Origin of the sequence: Tenacibaculum amylolyticum (assembly GCF_964511145.1) — a bacterium.
Classification (GTDB): domain Bacteria; phylum Bacteroidota; class Bacteroidia; order Flavobacteriales; family Flavobacteriaceae; genus Polaribacter; species Polaribacter amylolyticum.
On sequence record NZ_CAZEFZ010000066.1, the window covers coordinates 14,002 to 40,977 of the forward strand.

Here is a 26,976-nt window from a genome sequence, read left to right on the forward strand (position 1 = left end):
CCGCTTTCTACTTTTATAATCCGAATATTATACATATTCACAAGACCATTCGCGAGTCACTGGATTATATACTTCTTTTAATGGAGGTGGACAAATAGGAACTTTTCCTCCACTAACTACTTTTTGTTCTGCTTTATCTAAAGCTTTTCCTAAACTTGAAATCTTGTTTAACATAGTTTATGATTTAAATGATTTGATTAGCAAGTTAAATTTGAAGTTACAAGAATCGCTTAGGAAATTTCTCAGTTATACAAATGGACTTCTAAAGAGATGAAATATCTATATAAAAACAAAAAACATAGCTTAGAGAAACTATGTTTTATAATATTTTTGAGTGACCCAGAGAGGATTCGAACCCCTAACCCTCAGAGCCGAAATCTGATATTCTATCCAGTTGAACTACTGGGCCAAAACTATGTTATTACGCTAATTGTTGCTTTACAATGGTAGAAATTGTTTTTCCATCTGCTTGACCAGCTAATTTTTTAGAAACTACTCCCATTACTTTTCCCATATCTTTCATTCCTTCAGCATTTAAGTCTTGGATGGTTGCTATTACTACTTTTGCAATTTCTTCTTCACTTAAAGCCTCTGGTAAAAATTGTTCTAAAACCTTTGCTTCTGCTAATTCTGGATCTGCTAAATCTTGTCTATTTTGTTCTAAAAATACCTGCGCACTATCTTTTCGCTGTTTCACTTGTTTCTGAATAATCTTCAACTCTTGTTCATCAGATAATTCACCAGCTCCAGCTTCTGTTTTTGCTAATAAGAAAGCTGACTTTAAAGCTCTTAATGCTGTTAAACTAACAGTATCTTTAGCTTTCATAGCCTCTTTCATTTTCTCTGTAAGTTCTTTCTGTATGCTCATTTTTAGATTTTTTTAATATTCAAATATACTGATAAAAAAATCCTGAGATTCCTCTCAGGATTCAGTTTTTTTATTTCTCTTTTTAAACTAGTCTACATTATCATGTAAAAAAGAATTATTAGAGCGTAATGGAAAATCATCTCCTGAGTTTTTATCTAAAGGAGTTTGCTTCTCACTTATTTTAGTGTTTACATCTAAGTCTACACCTAAACGTTTGTAGGCAGGCTGACGCTCTATATCGTCTATATTTTTATTCACCTGATCTGTAAACTTATAATTAAATCCTTTCATTTTCTCTCTACGTTCCTTTGCTCTTCTTTGCAATTCTGTAATCGTTAAGCTCAATGGAGAGGCTTCTTCATTGCTATCAGATACATTTTGTTCAACATCATTAGATTTTGTCTTTACTTCAAATTGCAACGCTGCCTCTTCTTCAGTGTTATCTATGGCTGGCACAGAGCTTTTTCCAATAGTTGGCTGAATATCAAAATCTTCTAAAACATATTTCTTCTCATATACAGGTTTAACATCTTCAGTTACAACTTCTATATTTTTAATTGCTTCAGTAGTTTCGATTAACTCATTCTTTTCTATTGTTGTATCAGGTTTAATTTCTTCGTAAGAATTTAAAGGTAAATCAAACAATAAGTTTTGTTGAATAGGTTTTGGTTCTTCAACTTTTCTTGGTGCTTTTTTAGTAACATTTTTAATAACAAAGTCTGCTTCAGAAACACAAGTTGGCGTTACTTCATCAAAAACAACTTCAATGTTTTTTATTGCTTCTGTTGTTTTGATTAAACCATCATTAATTTTAGGCTCTATTATTTCTTCCTCTGTATCTAAAACATGTACTATTTTTTCGTCTTTTTTAGGAGCTTGAACAGCTTCGTTTAAAGGAGTCGATTTTTGTACCGTTTTCTGATCAAATTCATACGTTGCTTTTTGATCATCTTCTAACGTATGAACAATCTTTTTTGTTTCTGTATTATTAATCGTATTCTGTTGGTCTTGCGCAAAACCAGTAGCTACTACTGTAACTGAAATCCCTTCATTTAAGGTTTCATCTTCACCGATACCCATAATAATATTCGCATCGTAACCAGCTTCTGTTTGGATATAATCGTTAATTTCTCCAATTTCGTCTAATGTTACTTCATTTGTTCCAGAAACAATTAATAATAATACATTCTTTGCTCCTGTAATTTTATTATCATTAAGTAATGGAGAATCTAAAGCTTTTATAATTGCATTCTTAGCTCTACTTTCTCCAGATTCTTTTGCAGACCCCATAATTGCAGTACCGCTATTAGCAAGTACTGTTTTCGCATCATGTAAATCTATATTTTGTTTATAGTGGTGAGTTATTACTTCTGCAATACCTTTAGCAGCTGTTGCTAATACTTCATCAGCTTTAGAGAACCCAGATTTAAAACCTAAGTTTCCATAAACTTCTCGCAGTTTATTATTATTAATTACAATTAAAGAGTCTACATTTCTACGTAATTCATCAATTCCTAATTGAGCTTGTTGTGAGCGCCTTCTCCCTTCAAACTGAAATGGCATTGTAACAATTCCTACTGTTAAAATATCCATATCTTTTGCAATTTTTGCAATGATAGGTGCTGCACCTGTTCCGGTACCACCTCCCATACCAGCAGTAATAAATACCATTTTGGTATGTGTATTTAACATCTGCTGAATTTCTTGTATACTTTCTGCTGCAGCTTGTGCTCCAATCTCTGGATTTGCACCTGCCCCTAAACCAGAAGTTAAATGTGCTCCTAATTGTATTTTATTAGGTATTGGACTATTTTCTAATGCCTGTGAATCTGTATTACAAATTACAAAGTCTACACCATGAATTTGTTTACTATACATGTGGTTTACTGCATTGCTACCTCCCCCGCCTACTCCAATCACTTTTATAGTGTTTGATTGTGTTTTAGGCATATCAAATGAAATGTTATCAAATTCTGCGCTCATAATAACTCTCCTTTTTATTTATGTTCTTAATCCCTTTATTGTTTTTTATTCTGCGTTGTCTAAAAATTCTTTAAACCTCTCTGTAAATTTCTCTAAGAACGATTTCCCTCTTTTCGTTCTTTTTGGCTCTTCTTGTTCTGGTTCAGCTTTAGGCTCTTCAATTTCTGTTTCGTTTACTATTGGTTCTTCAACAATTTCAATAGTTTCTTCTACTATCTCTCTTGATTGTTTTTCTAATCCTTCCATTAACAATCCAACGGCTGTTGCATATGATGGACTTGATAAAACTTCATCACTATCTCCAGCTAAATGCTCGTTAGGATACCCAATACGTGTATCCATTCCTGTTATATACTCGACTAACTGACGTAAATGTTTTAATTGAGAACCACCCCCAGTTAACACAATTCCCGCAATAAGTTTTCCTTTCTGCGTTTCATGTCCGTAGTTCTTAATCTCCAAATAAACGTGTTCAATTATCTCTTGTACTCTTGCATGAATAATCTTAGATAGATTTTTTAATGTAATTTCCTTAGGCTCTCTTCCTCGTAAACCTGGTATAGAAACGATTTCTGTTTCTTTATTTTCTCCAGGCCAAGCTGAACCGAATTTTATTTTTAATAATTCTGCTTGTTTCTCTATAATAGAACATCCTTCTTTAATATCTTCTGTAATTACATTTCCTCCAAACGGAATTACTGCTGTATGACGTATAATTCCATCTTTAAAAATTGCCAAATCAGTAGTACCACCTCCTATATCTATTAAAGCAACTCCAGCTTCTTTTTCTTCCTGACTTAATACTGCTGAAGCAGATGCTAAAGGTTCTAAGGTAATATCAGCTAAACTCAAACCAGCACTTTTTACACATCTCCCTATATTTCTAATAGAAGAAACTTGTCCTACAACTACATGGAAATTCGCTTCTAGCCTTCCTCCATACATCCCTATAGGTTCTTTTATGTCTGGTTGACTATCTACTTTAAATTCTTGAGGCAATACATGAATGATTTCTTCTCCAGGTAACATTACTAACTTATGCACTTGATTTACAAGATCGTCTATATCTGCTTCTTCAATTACTTCATCTGCTTTTGTTCTAGTAATGTAATCGCTATGATGCAAGCTTCTTATGTGTTGTCCTGCAATTCCAACGACTACATCGTTAATTTTTTGGCCTGAAACACTTTCAGCTTCGTCTATAGCTTGTTGTATTGACTGTATTGTTTGTGTTATATTATTAACTACACCACGTTTTACCCCCAAGCTTTTTGCTTTCCCTATACCGAGAACTTCAATTTTGCCGTACTCATTCTTGCGACCAATCATGGCAACAATCTTGGTAGTTCCAATATCTAAACCAACAGCGATTTTATTGTTGTTTTCCATCTTGATTTCGTTTTGTACACACCACTTGGTTGTGGTATTTTACGTTAATTGTTTTATACTTATTTATTGTTTTATCTTTTAAAGCCTTATTATAAAAAGCTTTTAATTTTTTAAATTTTAGACCTACATCTTCATATTTCCCAAAAAAAACTCGATAATCTCCACTCCTTACATTAAAAACATATTCATTTGACTTCAGTTTTTGGATCGCAGTGATCTCTTTTTTCAGGAAATCATCTTCAGAAATAATCTGAACTAATTCCGTTATTTCTTTAATTTCTTCTGCAGTTTCTACTCCGTTTACCAAAGGTACTCTCGCAGAAAAATTTGTCGACAATGGAATTTTAAATCCTTTTTTATCAACATAGTAAGTCCCGTCGTCAGAAATAATTCTGGCAACAGGTTCTTTTTGTGTAATTTGAGTTTTTATTAGTCCCCCTAGCGTTATAAAAACCGTAGCTTCATCTACAAATGGGTTTGACAACACCTTCCCCTCCAGGTTATGTAAATCTATGATTCTTTTTGGTTGGTTTTTAACTGTAACCTGACTTTGTATTAACAATTTATTAACCGCCTCATGTGTGAGAAAAGAATTCTTCCCTTCCTCAAATAAAACCTCAATAGCATGAATTTTTCTTTCCTGATTTCTCTTCTTTGTAAAACCATACAAGAAAAGCAATAGTACTAGTAAGCTAAAAAATAATATGTATGTTCCTAACTTTTTATTCATACGTTATTATAGTTATTTTCTACTTCTTTTTTAACATCTCCAACTAACAAACCTACATCTCCAGCTCCTAACATTAAAATAACTTTGGCTTCAGTTTTCCCTGCTATTTCAATCATTGCTTCCTTAGTTACTAATGCTTTATTTTCTAGGTTTATTTTACCCAATAACCATTCAGAAGTAACACCTTCAATTGGTAATTCTCGTGCTGGGTAAATATCTAACAATAGCAACTCATCGAACTTAGATAACTCAATTGCAAAGTCATCAACGAAATCTTTTGTTCTAGAGTATAAATGTGGTTGAAATATTGCTAATACTTTAGCATTAGGATACATTTCTCTAACAGCATTGTGCACTGCTTTAATCTCTGTTGGATGATGTGCATAATCATCTATTAAAACTGTTTTTTCTGTTTTAATTTTATATGAAAATCTTCTTTGTACTCCCGTAAAAGTTTTTAATCTATTTTTAATTTCTATTAGCTCAACTCCATACAAGTTTGCCATTGCTAATGCCGCTAAAGCATTCATGATATTATGTCTACCAGGTAAACTAAATTCAATATCTTGAATTGTTTCAGATGGAGTTCTTACATCAAATAAATAAGCACCATTTCCTACACGTAAATTAAACGCTACAAAATCAGCCTCTTCATCTATAGCATACGTCAATCCTTCTAAAGGTAAGCCTTTGGCTACGATTAATTTTTGAGAAACTTTATTCGAAAATTCCCTAAAAGAATCTAGTAAAAAATCATGCTTTTCATAAATATCTAAATGATCTGCATCCATAGAAGTTACACATGCTATATCTGGAGACAACTGCAAAAACGATCGATCATACTCATCCGCTTCGACTACAGAAACCTTATCTTCTCCTAAAATTAGGTTTGAATTATAGTTCTCTGCTATCCCACCTAAAAATGCTGTTGCATGCAAAGGTTGCATAATATGTCCTAAAATAGAAGATGTTGTTGTTTTACCATGCGTTCCCGCCACTGCTAAACAAAAAGTATTTTCTGTTATTTTTCCTAGAATCTCTGCTCGCTTCAACACTGTATATCCTTCTTCCATAAAATACGTTAGTTCTTTATGATTTTTAGGAATTGCTGGTGTGTAAACAATTAACGTACTTTTTTTATCTAGAAAAGCTTTTGGAATCGCATTAATTTCATCACTATAATGAATTGCGATTCCTATCCTTTCTAATTCTGTTGTTATTGGAGAATGTGTTTTATCGTAACCTGCTACGTTTTTTTCATTCTTGAAAAAATAACGTACTAAGGCACTCATTCCGATTCCTCCAATCCCTATAAAATAGATGTTATGTATCTCTTTTAAATTCACTAATTAATTAGCTTTTCAATTTCGTTAACGATATCACTTGTTGCATTTGGTAACGCTAACGTTTTTATATTTTCACTTAAACTCTCTTGTTTCCCTTTATCTTTCATAAGGGTTTCAAACACTACAGGAAATGTATGTAACTCACTTTCTTTTAACATAATCGCCCCGTGTTTATCTACAATTGCTTTCGCATTTTTTGTTTGATGATCTTCCGCAACATTTGGCGACGGGATAAAAATTGTTGGTTTTCCTACAATACACAACTCAGACACTGAGCTTGCTCCTGATCTAGATATGATAAAATCTGCAGCAGCATAGGCTAAATCCATTCTATTTAAGAAAGCATGCACCTGTACATCTTCATCATCGTTATATACTCGAAATTCTTCGTAGTATAACTTTCCACACTGCCATATAATTTGAATATCTTGCTTTTGAAAAAAGCCTAGTTCTAGTTCAATTAATTGATTAATTCTTTTAGCTCCTAAACTCCCTCCAATTACTAATACTGTCTTTTTATCTTTCTTTAAATCAAAAAAAGCTTGACCTTCTTCTTTTTTTGAATGTATTGATAATAAATCCTGACGAACTGGGTTCCCTGTTTTTATAATATTTTCTTTTGGAAAAAAGCGTTCTAAATTATCATAAGCCACACATATTTTCTTTGCTTTTTTACTCAATAGCTTATTTGTTATTCCTGGATATGAGTTTTGCTCTTGAATTAATGTTGGAATTTTTTTACGATTTGCCATCATTAAAGTAGGTCCGCTTGCAAACCCTCCCGTACCTATTGCCACAACTGGCTTGAACTTTCTTAATATTCTATTTGCTTTCCACAAGCTACTTAATAGCTTAAAAGGAAACAATAGGTTTTTAACCGTTATTTTTCTTTGAATTCCAGAAATCCACAAACCTTCTATTTCGTATCCTGCCTGTGGTACTTTTTCCATTTCCATTTTATCTTTTGCCCCCACAAACAAAATCTTAGCTTCTGGATAACGAAGTTTAACCTCGTTTGCAATTGCAATCGCAGGATAAATATGACCTCCGGTTCCTCCACCGCTTATGATTATATGTAACGCCTTTTTCATACAGCTTATTTATATTGTTTCGTGTAAAATATCAAGTGGATTGTCATCTAAAATTGATTCCTCTGTTTCATTTTTAGATGCACTTACACTTAAAATCATTCCTAACGCAAAGCATGTCATCCAAATAGATGTTCCTCCACTACTTATAAGTGGTAATGTTTGTCCTGTTACCGGAAATAGATTTACCGCTACCGCCATGTTAATTATAGCTTGAAATACAATAGGCAAACCTACTCCTATTACTAAAAGCGTTGCAAAAATAGTTGTCGCTTTCCTTGCTGATATTATAATTCTGAAGAGTAATAGAAAGTAAATAAAAATTACTAGCAAAGCACCTACTAGCCCATACTCTTCGACAATAATTGCGTAAATAAAATCTGAAGAAGATTGTGGTAAGAAATTTTTCTGAACACTTTTTCCTGGTCCTTTTCCAGTTACTCCTCCTGTTGCTATCGCAATTTTTGCTTTTTCTACCTGATAATTTTCTACTTGTTTTTCAGAAAAGAATCCAGTAATTCTCTTTTCCCATGTAGTAACCCTGTTAGGCATTAAATCTGGGAACGCTTTTACCACTAAAATAAATAGTCCTAACGCTACAATTCCCATCCCTATAACATTTGCTATATATTTTAATGGGTAACCTCCTATGAATGTTAATAACACAATCATAAGAAATAAAATAGCTGTTGTAGAAAAGTTTGCTGGTAGAATTAACACCAAAATTATTCCTACTGGCAGCCATAATTGAATCAAACTTTCTCTAAAAACTATTTCCTTTTCTTTATTCTTTGCTAAATATCTTGCTACATACACCAACAACACTAGTGCTGCTAAAGTTGATGTTTGAAATCCAACTCCTACAAATGGAATTCGAATCCATCTACTCGCATTTGCTCCACCTATGGTAGTGCCTTGGGCGAGTGTAAATATTAATAATAAAATTACTATCGGAAGCATCAAAACCGATCCTCCACTAAAGTATCGATATGGAATTTTATGCACACCATATAAAATTCCAAACCCCATAATTAATAGCGCAATATGTTTTATTAAATGTCCTGTAGTTGAACCATTCCCAACCACGTACACTAAATTTGTACTTGCACTATATACAGGCATAAATGACAGGATTGCTAAAACCGCCACAATAGCCCAAATTGCTCTATCTCCCTTTATATGTGTGAATATAGTTTTCAAATTCCTATAAACTTCTTACTGCTTTTTTAAACTGCCTACCTCTATCTTCGTAATCTTCAAATAAGTCAAAACTTGCACATGCTGGTGATAATAATACTGTATCTCCATTTCCTGCTATTTTATGCGAAACTTTTACTGCTTCTTCCGCTCCTGCTGTTTCAACAATAACATCTACCACATTTTCAAATGTCTCTACAATTTTAGTATTGTCTAAACCTAAACAAACAATCGCTTTTACCTTCTCTCTTACTAAAGGCAATAAATCGCTATAATCGTTTCCTTTATCTACTCCCCCAACAATCCACACTGTTGGAGTTTCCATACATTCTAAAGCATAAAATGTTGCGTTTACATTTGTTGCTTTACTATCATTTACATACGACACCCCCTCTATTTTAACCACTTTTTCTAAACGATGCTCAGCTCCTTCAAAACCAGACATACTTTCTGTAATTGACTGATTTCTTACTTGCAATAATTTAGCCGCAAGCATAGATGCCATTGCATTTTTTGTATTGTGTTTTCCTTTAACTGTTAGGTATGATGTGCTCATTATATAATCCTCTTCTTTTAATCTTATTATTATATTATCTTCTTTTAAAAACGCTCCATAATCCAATTCTTTTTCTAATGAGAATGGAACTAGCGTTGACTCAATTGGTTTTTTAATTAACCAATTTGTAATTACTTCATCATCTGAATCGTAAATCAAAAAATCATTTGCTGTTTGATTTTTTGTTATTCTAAATTTTGAAGCTATATATTTATTAAAATCATATTCGTATCTATCTAAATGATCTGGAGTAATATTTGTTATTATTGCTATAAAACATCTAAAATCTTCAATCCCATCTAATTGAAAGCTACTTAACTCCAGCACATAGTTTTCAAAGTTTTTTTCCGCTACTTGCTTCGCGAAACTATCTCCAATATTTCCTGCAATTCCAACATTCAAACCTGCATTTTTTAACAAGTGATGCGTAAGCATTGTTGTCGTTGTTTTTCCATTAGAACCAGTAATTCCAACAATTGTCGAATTTGTAAACTGTGAAGCAAATTCAATTTCAGAAATAACTGGAATTTCTTTTGCTACTAAAGCTTTTACCAAAGCCACTTTATCTGGTATCCCTGGGCTTTTCATGACTACATCTGCATTAAAGATTTTTTCTTCTGAATGCTGACGCTCTTCAAAATCTATATTATGATGTAAAAGAACTTCTTTATATGTTTCATCGACACTTCCTTTGTCTGACACAAATACTTCGTATCCTTCTTTTTTTCCTAAAATTGCTGTACCTACACCGCTTTCTCCTGCTCCTAAAACAACTAATCTTTTCATTATCTTAATTTCAATGTCACTATTGTGAATACCGCCAATAAAATTCCTACAATCCAAAAGCGAGTTACAATTTTACTTTCATGGTAATTTAACTTTTGATAGTGATGATGTAATGGTGCCATCTTGAAAATTCGTCTTCCTTCACCAAACTTCTTTTTCGTATACTTAAAGTATCCTACTTGTAGAATCACAGATAAATTTTCTACCACAAAGATTCCTGCTAATAAAGGAAGCAACAACTCCTTTCTTGTAGCAATAGCAATTACTGCTATAATTCCTCCAATAGTTAAACTCCCTGTATCTCCCATAAACACTTGTGCTGGATATGTATTATACCACAAGAAACCTATAAGAGCTCCTGCAAATGCCAATATATATACTGTCATTTCTCCTGAATTTGGGATATACATTACATCTAAATATTCTGCAAAAACTATATTTCCCGAAACCCAAGCAAACAATGCCAGTACTAATACCATAATAGCGGAAGATCCAGCTGCCAAACCATCAATCCCATCTGTTAAATTCGCTCCATTAGAAACTCCCGTAACTATAAAAATTACTATTGGAATAAATATTAACCAAGCATATTTTCGATAATCATCTCCTAAAAAACTTAAGGCTTTAGCATAATCTAATTCATTATTTTTAAAGAATGGAACTGTAGTTTTCGTTGATTTATGTGCTTCTCCAAAAACCTTTCTTTTCCCATCTTGCTGCACTATTTGTTGATCGGCTGGTAGTTGTTCTTTTATTGTTACCGAAGGACTGAAATACAACATCGCTCCAACAATTACACCTAATCCAACCTGACCGATAACTTTAAAAATTCCTTTTAAACCGGCCTTATCTTTTTTAAATACTTTTATGTAATCATCTGCAAAACCAATTAACCCCATCCAAACCGTTGTTATTAAAAGAATTATTACATAAATATTCTCTAGTTTAGCTAATAACAATACAGGGATTAATGTTGATAATATAATGATAACTCCTCCCATTGTAGGAGTACCTGCTTTTTGCATTTGCCCCTGCAATCCTAAATCTCGAATACTTTCTCCTACTTGTAATCTTCTCAAATAATTAATTACTCGTTTTCCAAAAATGGTAGATAATAGTAACGATAAAATGAATGCAGTAGCTGAACGAAATGTGATAAATTGAAACACACTTGCTCCTGTTAAATTGAATTCATTTTCTAAGTATTGAAATAAATAGTATAACATTCGTTTTATCGTTTTTAATTAAAACATAATTTTATTTCTTCTAAATCATCGAAATGATGTCTTTCTCCATTAATCTCTTGATAATGCTCATGCCCTTTTCCTGCAATAAGAATTATATCTCCAGATTGTGCTAACCTATGTGCGGTTTTTATTGCTTGTCTTCTATCTAAAATTGACAATGTCTTTTTAAAATTCTCAGCAGAAACCCCAGCTTCCATTTCCTCAATAATAGTTTGCGGATTTTCTGTTCTTGGATTATCTGATGTGAAAATTGTTTGATTACTTAATTGAGATGCAATGTGTGCCATTTTTGGACGTTTTGCTACATCTCTATCTCCACCGCATCCTACTACAGTAATTACACTTTCATTTCCTGTTCGAATATTGTTAATTGTTTCCAACACATTTTTCAATGCATCTGGTGTATGTGCATAATCTATAATTGCTGTTACATTTTCTTTTGAAACAATATATTCAAAACGACCACTTACACTTTCAAGGTTACTTATAGTTGTAAGTGTTTCTAATTTATCTAACCCTAACAATTCCGCGACTCCATAAATTGCCAGCAAATTATACACATTAAAGTCTCCGATTAACTTACTCCAAACTTCAATTCCATTAATTGTTAGCAATGAACCCGAAAAACTTTTTTCTAAAATTTTCGCTTTATAATCTGCTAATGTTTTTAAGGCATAGTTATATTTCTTAGCCTTTGTATTCTGAAGCATTATCGTTCCGTTCTTATCGTCGATATTTGTTAATGCAAATGCTTCTTTTGGCAACTCATCAAAAAAACGTTTTTTCACATCTCTATACTCAGCAAACGTTTCGTGATAATCTAAATGATCATGCGATAAATTTGTAAATACTCCTCCTGCAAACTCTAATCCAGCTGTTCTATTTTGATGAATTCCATGCGAACTCACTTCCATAAAACAATATTCAACTCCTTCAGCAACCATCTTAGATATATATTCATTGATCGCTAATGAATCTGGTGTTGTATGTGTTGCAGGGTATTCCTTTACATCTACCATTACTTTCACGGTAGACAACAATCCAACTTTATATCCGAGTTTTCTAAACAACTCATATAATAACGTTGTAATTGTAGTTTTTCCATTTGTACCTGTTACACCAATCAACTGCAATTTCTTAGATGGATTATCATAATAATTAGCAGCCATAATTGCCAAAGCTTTGCTAGAATTAGCTACTTCTACATATGTTATTCCAGTCACTTTCTTCTCAGGTACTTTTTCACACACTACAACATTAGCTCCTAAATCTATAGCTTTAGCTATATAATCATGTCCATCTACAGTTACTCCTTTCAACGCTACAAAGACATCGTTCTTTGCTACTTTTCTACTATCAAAATGAATTGAATTCACTTCTACAGTTGTATCCCCGAAAACAGAATTTACTGTTACTTTATACAATATGTCTTTTAAAACCTTCAACTATGATAATTTTAAATATACTGTTGCTCCCTTTTTTACTTTTTCCCCTCTAGGTATCGATTGCTCAGTTACTTTTCCCATACCAGAAAACTTAACTTTCAACCCCATATTCTCCAATAACGAAATCGCATCCATACCACTCATTCCCAACACCTTTGGCATAATCGTTTTATACTTACTTAATACACTGTAATAATTTTTGTAATCTTTATCTATAGATTTACTAACTACAGAATCCGTAACCATTTGTACACTTGACGGTTTTGAAGTATAAATTTTATGCGCTATTTCTTTAAATACTGGCGCAGCTACTTTAGCTCCATAATAACCTTTAATAGCATCTGGCTCGTGTATTACCACAATACAAGAATACTTAGGGTTTTTAACTGGAAAGAAGCCTGCAAAAGAAGCTACATATTTTTGATTAGAGTAATAACCTCCTTCGTATTTTCCTTCTTTATTTTTTCTTCTTGGAATCCATTTTTTAGCTGTTCCTGTTTTCCCTGCCATTGAAAAATTCGGAGAATATATTTCTTTTGCTGTTCCTTTTTTTACAGCATTTTCCATCACTTTCACAACTTTATCAATTGTATTTTTTGATGCTATTCTCTTTTTAAGAACTTCTTTCTTAAATTTCTTAACTGTTTTACCTCCAATTTTCAACTCTTTTACAAATCGAGGTTTTACCAATTCTCCATTATTTGCTACAGCGTTATAAAACATCAATGTTTGTAATGGTGTCAACGAAACTCCATATCCCCACGCCATCCATTCTAATGTTATTGGGCTCCAACGTTCACTATCTGGTGACGGTATAAAAGGTTTTCCTTCTCCTACTATCTTAACTCCTGTTTGTTTATCTAAACCAAACTGTTTGATTCTCTTCAAGAATTTCTTTGGATTTTTATCGTAATGTTTTTGAATTGCTTTTACAATTCCCACATTTGAAGACACCTCAAAAACTCTAGCTAAAGAGATTTTCCCATACCCTTCTTTATGACTATCTTCTACTTTTCTATTATTGATGAAAATTTTTCCTTTTTCAGTATCTACTATTGTCGCTGTATCTATCACTTCATCTTCCAAACCAGCCATTAAACTTGCTAACTTAAATGTTGACCCTGGTTCATGACTCTCCCATACAGCATAGTTTCTTTTCTCATAATATCTTCCACTAGAAGTACGACCAAGATTAGAAATAGCTTTAATCTCTCCTGTAGCGGTTTCCATAACTACCGCACAGCCATGATCTGCATCATAACGCTCCATCTGTTTCAATAAAGCATGATGTGTTATGTCTTGAATATTTACATCTATAGTTGTAATTACATCTTTTCCATCTTCTGGCTCTTGCTCATTTACATCATTAATAGGTTTCCATTGCCCTTTTGCAATTTTCTGCTTTAATCTCCAACCATTTTTCCCCTTCATATATTCAGAAAAAGCTCCTTCAATACCTGCACCACCTCTATGATCGTTGTAACCAATTGTTCTTTCTGCAATTTTACCTATTGGATGTTCTCTCACTGTTTTTTGCTCTGCAATAAAACCTCCTCGATACACTCCTAAATTAAAAATGGGGAAACTCTTCATTTTCATATAATCGTTATACCCAAGGTTTCTAGCAATTAACAAATATCTATTTCTAGCCTCTTTAGCATTTCTAAGCTTTTTCACATAATAGCTAGGCGTCTTCCCTAACATTTTAGCAAGTTCTTCAGTCAATCCTTTTAAATTTCTCTCAAAAACATCATCATCTACCGCAATTACATCCATTCTTATAGTATAATTTGAAATAGATGTAGCAAGTAAATTTCCATCGGCTGCATATACATTTCCTTTGTTTGCGAAAATAGTATCGTTTTTAACCGTAGTTTCAACTGCTAGTTTTTTATACTTATCTCCTTTTACATATTGAAGCTCAAAAACCTTACCTCCAATAACAACCAGAAAAAGCAACATAAATGCTGCTATTACATATAACTTATTTAGTATACTCTTTTTTATGGCTGACAGTTATTATTTATTAATGATTACTTTTATTTTCTGTGGCGGATCTTTAGCTGGAGACAATCCTGTACTACTTACTTTTTTCCGTATAGCACTTTCCAACTTCATCCGCATTAAAATTGTGCTCGTATCTACATACTCTGCTCTTAATTCTCTTTTCTGTTTATTCAACTCAGCTATCTTAACCACCTTCTCATCTGCTGAATGTGCACTCCATATCATTATTAACAACAACACCACCACAAAAAAAATCACTTTCCAATTTTTAATTGCTGATTCATCCGTTAGGAAACTCCCTCTTAACAAATCATATATTCCCCCTGAATTTTCCTTCATCTATTTTAATGTTGCTATCCTTAGCTTTGCACTTCTTGCTCTATTATTCTCAACAACTTCCTCTTTTGTTGGAACAATTAATTTCCCTACTTTTTTCAATGGCTCACTTGTATTACCATAAAAATCTTTCTCTGGTTCACCTTCAAACATCCCTGTTCTTATAAATCTTTTCACCAATCTATCTTCTAAAGAATGATATGAAATCACACTCAATCTCCCCTCTTCATTTAACAACTCTGGCGTCTGCATCAAAAATTCTTTCAACACTTCCAATTCTTGATTCACTTCAATTCGTATTGCCTGATAAATTTGCGCCAAGATTTTATGTTCTTTTGACTTTGGTAAAAATCTACTCAACACTTGTTTCAACTCAAAACTCGTATTGATTTCTTGATTTTGTCTAGCTTCAACAATTTGCTTCGCCATTACTCTTGCATTTCGCAATTCTCCATACCAATACAACACATCTGCTAATTGCTTTTCTTCATATTCATTCACAACTGTTTTCGCTGACAATCCCGACTCTTGATTCATTCGCATATCCAACTCCCCATCAAACCTAGTCGAAAAACCTCTAGCTGCTTCATCAAACTGATGTGACGACACTCCCAAATCAGCAAGAATTCCATCCACCTTTTTTACACCATAAAACCTTAGAAACCTTTTTATATATCTAAAATTCTCTCCAATCAACACAAAGCGTTCATCATCTATTTTATTTTGCTGCGCATCTGCATCCTGATCAAAAGCAAACAACCTTCCTTTATCTCCAAGTCTAGCAAGAATTTCTTTTGAATGCCCTCCTCCTCCAAATGTCACATCTACATACACACCATCTCCCTTAATAGCTAAGGCATCTACACTTTCTTTTAACAATACCGATTTATGGTAATCACTCATCTATCTCAAAATTTCCCATTACTTCTTCAGCCAAATCAGCAAAGTCTGAAGCCGTATCTTCTATAACCGCTTCATACTTATCTTTATCCCAAATTTCTATGATATTCACTGCACTTGACAACACAACTTGTTTTGAAATCCCAGCAAAAACACATAAATCTTTAGGTATCAAAATTCTACCAGCCGCATCCATTTCCACCATCTTCACACCTGCAGTAAATCTTCTGATAAAATCGTTATTCTTCTTAACAAATCGGTTCAATTTGTTGATCTTTGCCATCATTTGGTTCCACTCTTGCATTGGATACAACTCTAAACAAGGCTGAAAAACAGACCTTTTAATCACAAAGCCTTCTTCCAAAACAGGATTAAGCTGCTTCTTTAAGCCAGAAGCAACCATAAGCCTACCTTTCGCATCGGCTTTGCATTCATATGTTCCAATAAGATTAACCAAAGTAACTATATAGTATAGTTCAAAAATATAAAATATTTACCACTTTTTACCACTTTTTACCACATTGTTAATAAATTTCATAGACAAAGAGTAAAAACTGACTGTCAAGCAGTTAAATTATTACCATATGGAGTCCTTAAAAGAAATTGATAGGTATCAAAAAAAGAATTACTTTTGCATTTAGCCAAAATATAGCTAATGACAGATTTTTTAAAGAAAGAAGATAAGTTTACATATGCAGAGGCCGGTGAAGGAAGAGCAATTATTGTTCTTCATGGATTAATGGGGGCCTTAAGTAATTTTGATGCTACTTTTAGTCATTTTTCAGAAAAAGGTTATAAGGTTTTAATTCCTGAACTACCTATTTATACATTACCTATAATAAAGACTAATGTTAAAAATCTTGCGAAGTTTTTACATGACTTTATTGAGTTTAAACAATTAAAAGATGTTGTTTTACTTGGAAACTCACTAGGAGGTCATATTGCTTTATATTATATTAAGCATTATCCGCAAGATGTTGCCGCTTTAGTTTTAACAGGGAGTTCTGGTTTGTATGAAAATTCTATGGGAAATAACTATCCAAGACGTGGTGATAAAGAATTTGTACGTACAAAAGCGCAAGCTGTTTTTTACGACAAAAATATTGCTACTGATGAGTTAGTTGATCAAGTTTATGAAGTAATTAACGACCGTAATACTTTAGTTAGAACATTAGCTATTGCAAAAAGTGCTGTTAGACACAATATGGCTAAGGATTTACCCAATATGAAACAGCCTAGTTGTATTATTTGGGGAAAAAATGACACTGTAACACCGCCAGAAGTTGCGGAAGATTTTCACAAATTACTTCCAGATAGTGATCTATATTGGATAGACAAATGTGGTCATGCTGCTATGATGGAACATCCACAAGAGTTCAATGACATTCTTGAAACTTGGTTTAAAAAACGAAATATTTAAACGATGAAGATTAAAAGCGCCGAGTTCGTTATGAGCAACAGCAATGTTATTAATGCTCCTAAAAAACGAATTCCAGAATATGCATTCATTGGCCGTTCAAATGTTGGTAAGTCTTCATTAATTAATATGTTAATGGAGCGAAAGAAGTTAGCTAAAACTTCTGGAACTCCAGGAAAAACTCAACTCATAAATCATTTTATAGTAAATGATGCATGGTACTTGGTAGATTTACCTGGTTATGGATATGCTAAAGTTTCTAAAAAGAAACGTACCATCTTTCAATACTTTATTGAAAATTACTTTAAAGAAAGAGAACAATTAGTTTGTGCTTTTGTTTTGGTAGATAGTAGACACGATCCTCAGAAAATAGATTTAGAGTTCATGCGTTTTTTAGGTGAAAATCAAATTCCTTTTGCTATCATTTTTACCAAAGCAGATAAATTACCGAGTTCTAAATTAAACAAACAAATTACTTCATACAAAAGAAAGTTACTACAGCACTGGGAAACATTGCCTGTTAACTTTTTAACTTCTTCTAGTTCAAAATTAGGAAGAGACGAAGTGCTTAATTTTATTGATGGAGTTAATAAAGATGTAGCAGACGATTTTAAATAAATCTATATGCATTCTACCAAACACAATCTTCAAATACTTCACGAAGACAATCATCTTATTGTTATAAATAAAAGAGCTGGTGATATAGTTCAAGGTGATAAAACTGGCGACCAACCTCTTAACGAGATTGTAAAAGACTATATTAAAGAAAAATACAACAAGCCTGGCAATGTATATTTAGGAACTGTTCATCGCTTAGACAGACCTACTTCTGGTATTGTAATTTTTGCCAAAACCTCTAAAGCATTAGAACGGTTAAATAAGATGCTTCGTGAAAAGGAAATAAAGAAAACCTATTGGGCAGTTGTAAAAAATCATCCATCTCAAAAAAAACAAACACTCGTTAATTACTTAAAGAAAAATCCAAAGAATAATAAATCTAGTGCTTATTCTAAAGAAATTAACGGAAGTAAAAAAGCTATTTTACATTATGTTGTTTTAAAAGAATTAAAAAACTACTCTTTATTAGAAATTGATTTAGAAACAGGAAGACACCACCAGATTAGGTGTCAACTCTCTAATATTGGATTTCCTATCAAAGGGGATTTAAAATATGGTTTCCCTAGAAGCAATAAAAATGGTAGTATTCACCTTCATGCTAGAAAAATAAACTTCACCCACCCTGTAAGCAAATTACCTATTGAACTTATAGCTCCAACACCTTTAAATGATCCAATTTGGGATGCCTGTAATTAATTCGTATATTTAGTTTTCGATTTTTATGAAAGCATTAAAATACCTATTAGTTTTTACCATTCCTATAACTGTAGCAATTTCGTTTACCTTTAGTGGTTGGATTACTTTTTTACCTTTAATATATGTATTTGGTATCGTTCCTATATCTGATTTATTCATAGCTATGGATGCCAATAATTTTGATAAAGAACAAGAGGAAATAGAAAAGAATAATAAATTATATAGCTATATTCTATACCTCACGCTACCTACTCAAGTTGCTTTTTTTATTTGGTTTTTATTTGTAATACAAGCTCCTGAAACCTCTACATTAGATCTTATTGGAAGAATTTCTGCTATGGGAATTATGTGTGGCGTCATAGGAATAAACGTAGGACACGAATTAGGGCATAGACAAAGTCGTTTTGAACAATTACTAGGAGAGATTTTATTATTGACATCTTTAGAAACACATTTTTTACCATATCATAATGGCGGTCATCATTTTAAAGTTGCTACTACAGAAGATGCTGCTACAGCAAGAAAAAATGAACCTTTATATATTTTTTGGGTTCGCTCACAGTTCATGAGTTATATAGATGCATGGAAATTGGAAAATAAACGATTACAGACTTCTGAAAGAAGTTGGTTTCACGTACAAAACAGAATGGTTGTTTACACTATTCTTCATATTTTTCTATTAGTAAGTATTTATTTCTTTTTTGGTTTAACTGTTCTTTTTTATTTTCTATCAGCTGCCATTATGGGAATCTTACTTTTAGAAACGGTAAATTATATAGAACACTACGGTTTGTTACGACAAAAGAATAAATTTGGAAGATATGAACGTGTAAAACATACACATTCGTGGAATTCGAATCATATTGTAGGTAAGTTGGTTTTGTTCAATTTATCTCGTCATTCAGACCATCATTATAATGGAAGCAAACATTATCAAATTTTAAAGTCCCTTCCAGAAAGTCCACAAATGCCAACAGGGTATCCAGGTATGATGTTATTATCTCTGATACCTCCATTGTGGTTTAAACTTATGAATAAAAAACTTCAAGAAATTCAATCAACATGACAGAAAGTGCAACTATTGAAGCAATCCCTGAACTTATTTTAGCTCAAAAAAGCTTTTTTGCAACCCAACAAACAAAAAACATTTCTTTCAGAAAAAAACAACTACAAAAATTACTTAAAGAACTCGTTGCAAGAGAACAAGATATTTTAGACGCACTACATAAAGATTTTAGAAAATCTGAATACGAAGGAGTAATGACAGAAACTTCTATTGTATTGTCTGAACTAAAAATGATGATTAAGAAGCTACGCTCTTGGTCTGCTCCTAAAAGCGTAAGACCTTCTTTACTTAATTTTCCATCGACTGCTAAAATCCACAAAGATCCTTACGGAACTGTATTAATAATTGCTCCTTGGAATTATCCATATCAATTAGCATTAGTTCCTTTGATTGGTGCTATAGCAGCTGGTAATACTGTAGTACTAAAACCGTCAGAATTAACTTCTAACACCAGTAAGATTATCAAGAAAATTGTTGAGTCTATTTTCGATAAAAACTTTGTTTCTGTTATAGAGGGAGGCGTTCCAGTATCTCAAGCTTTACTAGCACAGCGTTGGGATTATATTTTCTTTACAGGAAGTGTTCCTGTAGGTAGAATTGTTGCTAAAGCAGCAGCCGAGTTCATTACCCCAGTTACTCTAGAACTTGGAGGTAAAAGTCCGTGTATTGTAGATGATACAGCAGCAATAAAATTAGCAGCCAGAAGAATTGTTTGGGGGAAGTTTTTAAACGGCGGACAAACATGTATTGCTCCTGATTATTTACTAGTTCACAAAAAAGTAAAAGAGCTATTTGTTTCACATTTTAGAGAAGAAATACGCAAAGCATATGGTGAAAATCCTCAAGAATCTAATGATTATCCTCGTATCGTAAACTCTAGAAATTTTGAACGCTTACAGAACATGCTTCAAAATGAAACTTTATTAATTGGTGGAGAAACGAATAAAGATGAAAACTACATTGCCCCTACCTTAATTGATGAACCTAGTTTAGATAGCGAAGTTATGAAAGGAGAAATTTTTGGTCCTATATTACCTTTAATCTCTTATGAAACAGCAGAAGATTTAGATACTATTATAAGTAAATATGATAAACCTTTAGCTTTTTATGTATTTAGCAATAAAAAGTCTTTTGCCCGAAAACTAATCAAAAGATATTCTTTTGGAGGCGGAACTATTAATGATACTACTGTTCATTTTGCAAATCACAACTTACCTTTTGGAGGTGTTGGTGAAAGTGGAATTGGAGGCTATCATGGTAGACAAACTTTCGAAACTTTCTCTCATAAAAAAGGTGTTGTTACAAGAGGAAACTGGTTAGATGTTCCTACTCGATATGCTCCTTATAAAGGAAAACTAAAACAATTAAAAACATTAATGAAATTAGGATAATCCTATTTCTAAAAAGTTAAATTCGATGAGTAAAAAAACAGTTTCAGAAGCAATTGCCTATAGAAGATCTGTTAGAGTATATGATTCTGAAAAACCTATTGAAACTTCAATAGTAAAAAAATGTATAGCGCAAGCTGTATTAGCTCCCAATAGTAGTAATATGCAATTATGGGAGTTTTATCATATTACTTCGAAACAAACTGTATCTAAAATTGCGCCTTTGTGTTTCAATCAAAATGCTGCAAAAACAGCACAGCAATTAGTTGTTGTTGTCGTTCGTAAAGACTTATGGAAACAAAGAGCAAAAGCTAATTTGCAATATTTAAACACCATCTTTCCTCCTAAACCAAAATCGGAACAAAGTAGTCGTGAAAAATTTGCAAAGAATTATTATAAAAAATTAATTCCCTTTGTTTACAATGACTTTCTAGGTATTCTTGGTATCTTTAAATACCTTACTGTATTAGTTTCAGGGATATTTAAACCTATATATCGTGAAGTACGTAGTAAAGATATACGTGTAGTTGCTCATAAAAGTGCTGCATTAGCTGCTCAAAACTTTATGTTAAGTATGGCTGCTGAAGGCTATGATACTTGTCCTATGGAAGGTTCTGATACTTGGAGAGTAAAAAAAGTTTTAGGTTTACCAATAGGAGCTGAAATAAATATGATAATTTCTTGTGGTATTCGTAAACCAGAAGGTGTATACGGCGAACGATTTAGAGTTCCTTTCGAAGAAGTTTATAATGAAGTCTAAATTCTATTTTACATAAAAAAGGGAAGCTTTTACACTTCCCTTTTCTTTATTATTGATTAGATTATTTTTTACTTTGGTAAAAACACTAATTTATTTTCAGACTCTTCAATTTCGTTTTTATTCAATTTCATTTTCACAAATTCTCCATTTATATATTTGGCCGCTTGATCTTTATAATAAGGACTAAATACATTACCTGATTGTCCTGTTGGAATAACAGCTACACTATTTTCAATATCTGAAAAATCAATTACTCTTCTAGTGGAAGGCCCAGAGCGTACTTTATAATACCCTGTACTATCTAAATTAAAAATTTGATTGTTTAATACTTCATTTCCTCCAACAGTTTTAAAAGGACCTACATTAAAGAACTTTCGTAATACACCACCTGCTTTTCCTATTGCATGTTCATGTTCTACAGAAGTTACACGATCCCACGTCCAATCATCACTATTTTCTCCAAGTTGATTTTGTAAAAACGCAACTGAATTTTTAAATACTTTACTTACAATATCTTTTCTAGTCTCTACTTCTTCTGTATTTACATTATCCCACCAAACAGATTTTTGACGCTTAACTTGTTCTGCTAATGCTTTTTTAGCTGTTTGAGTATTTAGAAATATATTAAAACCATCTCCCATTTCATCTTTATATGTTTCTTTATAAAACTCAAACAACAAACGATTATAAATAGTAGCTGCAGCACTGTTTTTAGCATACGTTCCATCCCACGCAAGTACAGTATCATATACTTTCTTTTCAGAAGGAGATAAATCACTCACATCTATACCTGTAAGCATATCTTTGATAATAGTTGGAGCTGTAGATGATGTAACATCAAAAATCATTTTCTTTACGTCTTCTTTAGAAAACTTTTCTTGACTTTCTAATACCTCTACAATTCTTCTTGCTCTATCTTGGGGTTGATAATAACCTGGATACAACTTTCCTCTAATGCTATCTATCTGATGATTTGCAGAGTACACATAGTTCCAATCTGGATTGATAGCTTGCGGATTTTCTTCAAAATCTACAAAGCTTAGTATTTCATCCTTTCCAGAAGCCCCATCTAAATAGGTTTGTCTAAATAAACTATCTCTTACTTCATATAACTTTGCAGATGAAAACCAAGCTACATTTCCTTTGGCATCTCCATACATAATATTTAAACCTGGCGCATGAACTTTTGCTGCTCCTTGTTTAAAACTTTCTAAAGAATACGCATGTGATAAATCATAAGAAACGTCTAACAAAAGTTGATTTGGAAGTTTAGTATATATCCATTGCATTGCTATTGGACGTTGATCATCTATCTGTTCTATTAAATCATTCATTATAGGTCCATGACGACTTACTTTTATTTGGTAAGTTGTGTCTTTACCATCTTTGACTTTAATCGTTTTATCGATTAACTTATATTTTAAATATCCATTTTCTGTTTTATATTCTGATGGATTTTCAGGATTATTCTCTTCTACATAAAAATCAATATCGTCATTAGCTAACATCGTCAACCCATAAGCATATTCTCTATTATGTCCCAACAAAGGAAAAGGCGTTAATGCCAAATTGAACCCATACATTTCATAGTTTGGTGTTTTTATATGTGATTGATACCAAACTGATGGTTGTGAAAAACCTATATGAGGATCGTTTGCTAAAATTACTTTTCCGTTTTTAGTTTTTTCAGGAGCCAATACCCAAGAATTACTTCCTATAAAAGGAGATACTGGTAGTTTTTCATAAATTATATTTAGAGCTTCAGAAATCTTTGCTCCTATTTCAGGGTTCTTTTGTGTTTTATTAATGGTTAAGTTCTCAGAAAAAGATGAGATGATTTCTTGTAAATGTGCATTACCATATTTCTCTTTTACTTCAGTAAGAATAGGATCTGTTTTATGCGCCGCTGCAAAACTAAATGCCATATAACCAAAAACATTGTAAATATCTTTAATCGTGTATTTTTCTTTTTTAACACCGACTAAATAAAACTCTAATGGTGTTTGTCCTTCAGTTATAAATTGATTGATCCCATCTAAATAAGCACTTGTAAGCTTATATGCTTTTGTGTTGGTATCTATTTCTGCTATACTTTTGCCCGCAGCCTCTTCAATTCCTAAACCTGAAAAAAGCTTGTCTACTCTCACTAAATCCTTTCCAAAAATTTCAGACAATCTACCAGCTGCTATACGTCTTATCAATTCCATTTGCCATAATCGATCTTGAGCATGTACGTAACCAAAAACTTTAAAAGCATCTTCTTGATTTTCTGCATTAATATGCGGTACTCCATTCTCATCGTAAAAAACAGTTACTTTATCTTGTAATCCAGAAATTTTAATTTCTCCACTATAATCTGGCGCTAAAGATTTACTAATAATCCAATATGAAATTGCTAATAAGAGTGTAAGACTTAATAAAAAAAAGAGCAGTTTTTTTAGTAGTTTCATTCCTAAATATGTTTTATCAAATATAAAGGTTTTAAATTTGTACTTTTGAGTAAACAAACAGTAGGCTAGATGAAAAAAATACAGATGGTAGACTTACAAAGTCAGTACCAAAAAATAAAAGAAACTGTAGATGCTTCTATTCAAGAAGTATTAGAATCTTCAGCATATATTAACGGTCCTTATGTAAAAGAATTCCAAGCAGATTTAGAGCGTTATTTAGATGTAAAACATGTAATTCCATGTGCTAATGGTACAGATGCATTGCAAATAGCAATGATGGGATTAGGATTGAAACCTGGAGATGAAGTAATTACAGTTGACTTTACTTTTGCTGCAACAGTAGAAGTTATTGGACTCTTAAATTTAACTCCTGTATTAGTAGATGTTGAACCAGATTCTTTCAATATTGATATTGAAGCACTAAAAAAAGCAATCACTCCAAAAACCAAAGCTATTGTTCCTGTACATTTATTTGGGCAAGTAGCTAATATGGAAGCTATTTTAGAAGTCGCTAATGAACATAATCTATTTATAATTGAGGATAATGCACAAGCAATTGGTGCAAATTACACATTTAAGGATGGCTCTAAAAAGAAAGCTGGTACTATAGGTCATGTAGGAACTACTTCTTTCTTTCCTTCTAAAAATTTAGGTTGTTATGGTGATGGTGGTGCAATTTTTACAAATGATGATGATTTAGCACATATCATTAGAGGAATTGTAAATCATGGAATGTATAAACGCTATTATCATGATGTAGTTGGTGTAAACTCACGTTTAGATAGTATTCAAGCGGCTATTTTAAAGGCAAAATTACCTCACTTAGATAAGTACTGTAAAGCGAGAAGAAAAGCAGCAAAATATTATAATGAAGCTTTTGCTACAAATAAATATATCATTACTCCAAAAGTAGACTGTGACATAAAGGATTTAGAAGATTATGACGGTCATGTATTTCATCAATATACTTTACAAATAACCAATGGAAAACGTGATGAATTACATAAACATTTATTAGATAATGGTATTGCTAATGCAATTTATTATCCAGTGCCGTTACACAAACAAAAAGCTTATGCTGATGAGCGTTATAATGAAGAGGATTTCAAAGTAACTAATACATTAATCAATACCGTTATTTCACTTCCAATGCACACAGAGTTGGAAGAAGAACAATTAGAATTTATAACAAATACTATCAATAACTTTTTGAGTTAAGAAGATATGTAATGGTATAAAAAATAAAACATGCACATGATTTATGTAAATAGAATTGTAAAAATTACATCAAGTACTGCGCTGTTTTTAAAAATATTACAATTAAAAAAGGTATAGATAACACATCTGCACCTTTTTTTTATTTTTTTTAAACCTTTAATTATTCGAATAATTACAAATAATCAGATTATGAAAAGAATTTTAGTCACTGGTGGTCTTGGGTTTATTGGATCGCATACTGTAGTAGAATTACAAAACACAGGGTTTAATGTTGTAATTATTGATGATCTTTCTAATTCGAAAATTGAAGTATTAGATAACATTACTGAAATTACAGGTAAAAGACCGGATTTTCATCAAATAGATTTACGTATTAAGAAAGATGTACAAGCATTTTTTGATAACCATCATATAGATGGAATTATTCATTTTGCAGCATTTAAAGCTGTTGGAGAAAGTGTTCAAAAGCCTTTAGAATACTATGAAAACAATATTGGTAGCTTAGTTTATTTACTTCAAGAAATGAGAAATCGAAATATTGATCATTTTATTTTCAGCTCTTCTTGTACGGTGTATGGACAAGCAGATGAATTACCTATAACTGAAAATGCTCCTACTAAACCTGCTACATCTCCATATGGTAACACCAAACAAATAGGTGAAGAAATTATAAGAGGTACTTGTAAAGCTAATGGTTTGAATGCTATTGCGCTTCGCTATTTTAATCCAATAGGAGCACATGAAAGCGTAAAAATTGGCGAATTACCTTTAGGTGTACCACAAAACTTAATTCCGTATATCACTCAAACCGCTGCTGGTATAAGAGAGCAACTTTCTATTTTTGGAGATGACTACGATACTCCAGACGGAACAGCTATTAGAGATTACATACATGTAGTAGATTTAGCAAATGCACATATTGCAGCATTACAACGTTTAATTGATAAAAAGAATCTAAATAATTTCGAGTATTTTAATGTTGGAACTGGAAAAGGTAGTTCTGTACTTGAAATTGTAAAAACTTTTGAAAGTGCAACTAATCAAAAATTAAACTATAAGATTGTTGATCGTCGTGAAGGAGATATTACTGCCGCTTACGCAGACACAACCATTGCAAATAAAGAACTGAACTGGAAGACAGAAAAAACACTAGAAGAAGCATTACAATCAGCTTGGTTATGGCAAAAAAAGCAACAAACTTCTTAAAGAAAACTACATTCACTTCAAAAATAAATACGCTTACAACTCATATTTTAATATATCCGCAAAAATATCTTTATTACTTGCTTGCTTATTTTTTTTAGCTACATTTGCCCTCCCTAAAATTAATCCCCCTAAAAAATGATTACTTCCAATAATCTATCAAAATACGCGTATATTTTGTTGAATAAAAGAAACTCTTTTCTTCACAAGAAATGTTTACTCATGAAACATTTGAAAGAATAATATATACTTTTCTTTTTAGCTACGCTCCTGTTTTTTCAG

24 protein-coding genes and 1 tRNA gene are annotated in these 26,976 nt (G+C 32.3%); 8 read left to right on the plus strand and 17 right to left on the minus strand.

Annotated elements, in window-relative coordinates; translation table 11 throughout:
• Nucleotides 1-27: 27 nt before the first annotated feature.
• The 16 genes from ACKTTC_RS15330 to mraZ all read right to left on the minus strand — a co-directional run bounded on the left by ACKTTC_RS15330 (nt 28) and on the right by mraZ (nt 16,335).
• Entirely contained in the window at nt 28-174 is a 147-nt protein-coding gene (locus ACKTTC_RS15330; RefSeq protein ID WP_408040725.1) for a hypothetical protein, read from the minus strand.
• Between the two features lie 161 nt (nt 175-335).
• Nucleotides 336-409: transfer RNA gene (locus ACKTTC_RS15335), tRNA-Arg, on the minus strand.
• A gap of 12 nt (nt 410-421) precedes the next feature.
• Complete coding sequence (locus tag ACKTTC_RS15340) at nt 422-868, minus strand: GatB/YqeY domain-containing protein (protein WP_408040726.1); 447 nt, start codon at nt 866-868, stop codon at nt 422-424.
• Nucleotides 869-955: 87 nt separating this feature from the next.
• Nucleotides 956-2,851: a cell division protein FtsZ gene (gene ftsZ / locus ACKTTC_RS15345; RefSeq protein ID WP_408040727.1), complete on the minus strand. Its 1,896-nt coding sequence runs from the start codon at nt 2,849-2,851 to the stop codon at nt 956-958.
• A 45-nt stretch (nt 2,852-2,896) separates the two neighbouring features.
• Complete coding sequence (gene ftsA, locus ACKTTC_RS15350) at nt 2,897-4,240, minus strand: cell division protein FtsA (protein WP_408040728.1); 1,344 nt, start codon at nt 4,238-4,240, stop codon at nt 2,897-2,899.
• Nucleotides 4,224-4,970 carry a cell division protein FtsQ/DivIB gene (locus tag ACKTTC_RS15355; protein ID WP_408040729.1) on the minus strand — a complete coding sequence of 249 codons (747 nt, stop codon included), beginning with the start codon at nt 4,968-4,970 and terminating at the stop codon, nt 4,224-4,226. Before ACKTTC_RS15355 ends, ftsA begins: the two co-directional genes overlap by 17 nt.
• Entirely contained in the window at nt 4,967-6,316 is a 1,350-nt protein-coding gene (gene murC, locus ACKTTC_RS15360; protein WP_408040730.1) for a UDP-N-acetylmuramate--L-alanine ligase, read from the minus strand. The genes ACKTTC_RS15355 and murC overlap by 4 nt, the downstream gene beginning before the upstream one ends.
• Entirely contained in the window at nt 6,316-7,407 is a 1,092-nt protein-coding gene (gene murG, locus ACKTTC_RS15365) for an undecaprenyldiphospho-muramoylpentapeptide beta-N-acetylglucosaminyltransferase (protein WP_408040731.1), read from the minus strand. The genes murC and murG overlap by 1 nt, the downstream gene beginning before the upstream one ends.
• A gap of 9 nt (nt 7,408-7,416) precedes the next feature.
• Nucleotides 7,417-8,604, minus strand: coding sequence for an FtsW/RodA/SpoVE family cell cycle protein (locus ACKTTC_RS15370; protein ID WP_408040732.1), 1,188 nt, complete (start codon nt 8,602-8,604; stop codon nt 7,417-7,419).
• A gap of 4 nt (nt 8,605-8,608) precedes the next feature.
• Nucleotides 8,609-9,943 (minus strand): UDP-N-acetylmuramoyl-L-alanine--D-glutamate ligase, encoded by a 1,335-nt coding sequence (murD, locus tag ACKTTC_RS15375; RefSeq protein WP_408040733.1) that lies wholly within the window; start codon nt 9,941-9,943, stop codon nt 8,609-8,611.
• Nucleotides 9,943-11,169, minus strand: a complete 1,227-nt coding sequence (gene mraY, locus ACKTTC_RS15380; protein WP_408040734.1) for a phospho-N-acetylmuramoyl-pentapeptide-transferase — start codon at nt 11,167-11,169, stop codon at nt 9,943-9,945. The genes murD and mraY overlap by 1 nt, the downstream gene beginning before the upstream one ends.
• A 14-nt stretch (nt 11,170-11,183) precedes the next feature.
• Nucleotides 11,184-12,635, minus strand: coding sequence for a UDP-N-acetylmuramoyl-L-alanyl-D-glutamate--2,6-diaminopimelate ligase (locus tag ACKTTC_RS15385; RefSeq protein WP_408040735.1), 1,452 nt, complete (start codon nt 12,633-12,635; stop codon nt 11,184-11,186).
• Nucleotides 12,636-14,597, minus strand: a complete 1,962-nt coding sequence (locus ACKTTC_RS15390; protein ID WP_408040736.1) for a penicillin-binding protein — start codon at nt 14,595-14,597, stop codon at nt 12,636-12,638.
• Between the two features lie 57 nt (nt 14,598-14,654).
• On the minus strand, nt 14,655-14,981 hold the full coding sequence (locus tag ACKTTC_RS15395) for an FtsL-like putative cell division protein (RefSeq protein ID WP_408040737.1): 327 nt from the start codon (nt 14,979-14,981) through the stop codon (nt 14,655-14,657).
• Nucleotides 14,982-15,881, minus strand: coding sequence for a 16S rRNA (cytosine(1402)-N(4))-methyltransferase RsmH (rsmH, locus tag ACKTTC_RS15400; RefSeq protein ID WP_408040738.1), 900 nt, complete (start codon nt 15,879-15,881; stop codon nt 14,982-14,984).
• Nucleotides 15,874-16,335: a division/cell wall cluster transcriptional repressor MraZ gene (gene mraZ / locus ACKTTC_RS15405; protein WP_408040739.1), complete on the minus strand. Its 462-nt coding sequence runs from the start codon at nt 16,333-16,335 to the stop codon at nt 15,874-15,876. The genes rsmH and mraZ overlap by 8 nt, the downstream gene beginning before the upstream one ends.
• Nucleotides 16,336-16,533: 198 nt before the next feature.
• Between mraZ and ACKTTC_RS15410 the strand changes: the two genes are divergently transcribed.
• From ACKTTC_RS15410 to ACKTTC_RS15435, 6 genes are read left to right on the plus strand one after another with little or no spacing between them, the layout of a single operon-like run.
• Nucleotides 16,534-17,298 carry an alpha/beta fold hydrolase gene (locus ACKTTC_RS15410; RefSeq protein ID WP_408040740.1) on the plus strand — a complete coding sequence of 255 codons (765 nt, stop codon included), beginning with the start codon at nt 16,534-16,536 and terminating at the stop codon, nt 17,296-17,298.
• A 3-nt stretch (nt 17,299-17,301) separates the two neighbouring features.
• Nucleotides 17,302-17,913, plus strand: a complete 612-nt coding sequence (yihA, locus tag ACKTTC_RS15415) for a ribosome biogenesis GTP-binding protein YihA/YsxC (protein WP_408040741.1) — start codon at nt 17,302-17,304, stop codon at nt 17,911-17,913.
• Between the two features lie 6 nt (nt 17,914-17,919).
• Nucleotides 17,920-18,609, plus strand: coding sequence for an RluA family pseudouridine synthase (locus ACKTTC_RS15420; protein ID WP_408040742.1), 690 nt, complete (start codon nt 17,920-17,922; stop codon nt 18,607-18,609).
• Between the two features lie 25 nt (nt 18,610-18,634).
• Entirely contained in the window at nt 18,635-19,675 is a 1,041-nt protein-coding gene (locus ACKTTC_RS15425) for an alkane 1-monooxygenase (RefSeq protein ID WP_408040743.1), read from the plus strand.
• Nucleotides 19,672-21,066, plus strand: a complete 1,395-nt coding sequence (locus ACKTTC_RS15430) for an aldehyde dehydrogenase (RefSeq protein ID WP_408040744.1) — start codon at nt 19,672-19,674, stop codon at nt 21,064-21,066. The genes ACKTTC_RS15425 and ACKTTC_RS15430 overlap by 4 nt, the downstream gene beginning before the upstream one ends.
• A 25-nt stretch (nt 21,067-21,091) precedes the next feature.
• A complete protein-coding gene (locus ACKTTC_RS15435; RefSeq protein WP_408040745.1) occupies nt 21,092-21,823 on the plus strand; it encodes a nitroreductase family protein in 732 nt (243 codons plus the stop codon).
• A gap of 68 nt (nt 21,824-21,891) precedes the next feature.
• Here the strand turns inward: ACKTTC_RS15435 and ACKTTC_RS15440 are convergent, their stop codons facing one another.
• A complete protein-coding gene (locus ACKTTC_RS15440; RefSeq protein ID WP_408040746.1) occupies nt 21,892-24,273 on the minus strand; it encodes a penicillin acylase family protein in 2,382 nt (793 codons plus the stop codon).
• Nucleotides 24,274-24,342: 69 nt separating this feature from the next.
• Between ACKTTC_RS15440 and ACKTTC_RS15445 the strand changes: the two genes are divergently transcribed.
• Both ACKTTC_RS15445 and galE read left to right on the plus strand, forming a co-directional pair.
• Nucleotides 24,343-25,491 carry a DegT/DnrJ/EryC1/StrS family aminotransferase gene (locus ACKTTC_RS15445; protein WP_408040747.1) on the plus strand — a complete coding sequence of 383 codons (1,149 nt, stop codon included), beginning with the start codon at nt 24,343-24,345 and terminating at the stop codon, nt 25,489-25,491.
• Between the two features lie 189 nt (nt 25,492-25,680).
• Nucleotides 25,681-26,697, plus strand: coding sequence for a UDP-glucose 4-epimerase GalE (gene galE, locus ACKTTC_RS15450; protein ID WP_408040748.1), 1,017 nt, complete (start codon nt 25,681-25,683; stop codon nt 26,695-26,697).
• The last annotated feature ends 279 nt before the right edge of the window (nt 26,698-26,976 follow it).